We start from the raw sequence: 1,913 nt of genomic DNA, 5'->3' as shown, positions 1-1,913 counted from the left end.
TCCTAGACGTGCCGATCCGCTCGACGCGCTTGGTAACGCAAATATCAACATTTGTTGTTTCTGGCTGCTGCCTTCACTGTCTCCTGCCGCCGAATCGCTCGATTTTTGCGCTCTGGCGTGGCAGTGACAATGGAGGCGACGCGCTGGCCGCCTCATAGCCAGTTTGGACTATTTGTTTGAACAATCTTGCCGCGGGCGATCGCAGTTTGCGATATCTCGCCGGCGACGGTGCCCGCGTTTGAGTTCGACGCAACTCATCTTGTCGTATTTCGCTGCATCAACGGGTGTGCACAAGGCAGATAAGCAACTCGGAAGAGGCTGCCACGTTTCGCCTTGTGCAATAATGCTTTCCACGGCGAGCGACAACCGATACAGCCCGCGCCGACTCTGATCGTTGCCAAGTCGGGAGAGGTACGTTGTCTCCCCTGCCCGCGGCAAGCCGCTCAAACAAACTCGGCGCCGCCCCGTTATGGAGCCGGTTGGGGCCAGCGGTGTAACGCAGCGCGGCCAACGTCCGTCAGCGCATAGACGCCGCGCTCGGCCCTGGCGAACCAGCCATAGACATTGTGAAGCAGGATATTGGCGGCGCGTGGTGAAATGGCTTTCAAGTCGCGCGGGCGCTTCGGGCCGTCGACCATCGCAGCGGCGCAGGCCAGCGCATCCTGCCGGTAAGCGGTCATTATCGGCGTACGCGAGCCGCCGCCGACTACAGGGTCGCCGCGCCGGCGACGATGCTCGTCCACCAGGCGCGATCTTCGTCTCGGGTCTCGCCGGGGCGGCAAAGCGGCCGGGCTGAGCAGCAATTCGACGTTGCCGGCGGAACCAACCCCCAGAAGCCCGAACCCGAGTCGCCGGCAGAGTGCGCGGAACCGACGGTCATGCTCGCGGCCTTTGCCGCGGGTCGACATCCGCGCCGCGAGCCAGACCTCATCGCATGACGCAGCACGATCGACACCTTGAAGTATGAGTTCGAGGTTGAACTGCAATTTCAATTCGCAGATGACGACCACGGGCGGCTCGCCGTCACGCAATCCCACGACGTCGCAACCACCAACTTCGCCTTTAACGGTGAATTCCAGGCTCTCAAGAAACCGCTTCACCGGGATGTAAAGAGACGTTTCCTGCATGCCGGAGCCATAGCCGATTCGTGACTGGCTGGCACAGCATCACCGAAGGCATGCCGCTCTGGGGCAGATTTGCCGCTCGTCGAACGCATGGAAGTGTGGGATGCATTAAGCAGTTCGCTGGGACTGCCCGGCTCGGCCGCTAAACCCTCAGCCCCCTTGCCTCGCCTCCGCGCTTGCGCGGAACCAGCATGTCCCTGGCCAGGAGGCGGCTTACCCGGCAGAACGCCATGAACGCCCGGCAAGCATCCTCGGTCTCGACCAGGTCGACCGTGGCGCCAAAGCAGGCATTGAACGCGGCCTGATAGACCGGGCCCTGCCGGCGAACCGGCCAGCCTTGCAGGAAATCCAGCGCCTGTTCGACGCTGTAGATTTCCTCGACCGGCAGGCCAGGCGCTGTCGTGATGCGAACCGGCACCTCGAATTGCAATCTGTCCATTCGTGTCTCTCCAGAACGCGTTCCCCACTTGTCGCTCAGAAATATGTCGTCAGTGCGGACGAACAACCCTGGCACGGGCTGGACAGGCACAGGATGAAGCCGCAAGACATGAATATCGCCGGCTTGAGCCCATCGCCGGCAGTTCGTCCTTGAACCTGGCGCCGTCCGGTGCCAAATCTGAGAGACTTTTCGCGCGGGCTCATCAGAAGCCCTTTCTTCCGGCAAGACGGACACAATGGTCACCTATCTCGACGCCGCCACGGCACCACTCAGAAACACCGGCCAGATCCGCCTCTACGGCGAAGGGGGCTTTGCCGGCATGCGCAAGGCCTGCGACCTCACCGCACGCT

General features: G+C 62.2%; 2 protein-coding genes and 1 pseudogene. 1 reads left to right on the top strand and 2 read right to left on the bottom strand.

What is annotated here, in order from left to right; genetic code table 11:
- Window positions 1–467: 467 nt before the first annotated feature.
- Both EOA85_RS34095 and EOA85_RS34090 read right to left on the bottom strand, forming a co-directional pair.
- A complete protein-coding gene (locus EOA85_RS34095) occupies window positions 468–1,127 on the bottom strand; it encodes a DUF2161 family putative PD-(D/E)XK-type phosphodiesterase (protein WP_127212621.1) in 660 nt (219 codons plus the stop codon).
- A 139-nt stretch (window positions 1,128–1,266) separates the two neighbouring features.
- The gene (locus EOA85_RS34090; RefSeq protein ID WP_065007792.1) at window positions 1,267–1,563 is read right to left on the bottom strand and encodes a DUF982 domain-containing protein; all 297 of its coding nucleotides are present in this window, start codon (window positions 1,561–1,563) and stop codon (window positions 1,267–1,269) included.
- A gap of 235 nt (window positions 1,564–1,798) precedes the next feature.
- Between EOA85_RS34090 and EOA85_RS39620 the strand changes: the two are divergent.
- A pseudogene (locus tag EOA85_RS39620) lies at window positions 1,799–1,913 on the top strand (type I methionyl aminopeptidase); the annotation flags it as partial.

Source organism: Mesorhizobium sp. M5C.F.Ca.IN.020.29.1.1, assembly GCF_003997375.1.
Taxonomy (GTDB): domain Bacteria; phylum Pseudomonadota; class Alphaproteobacteria; order Rhizobiales; family Rhizobiaceae; genus Mesorhizobium; species Mesorhizobium wenxiniae.
This window is presented reverse-complemented; position numbering and strand designations above follow the sequence as displayed.

What these genes read in the sequence shown, in the direction of transcription:
- EOA85_RS34095 (WP_127212621.1), bottom strand. Translation starts at nt 1,127, where the DNA reads ATGCAGGAAACGTCTCTTTACATCCCGGTGAAGCGGTTTCTTGAGAGC.
- EOA85_RS34090 (WP_065007792.1), bottom strand. Translation starts at nt 1,563, where the DNA reads ATGGACAGATTGCAATTCGAGGTGCCGGTTCGCATCACGACAGCGCCT.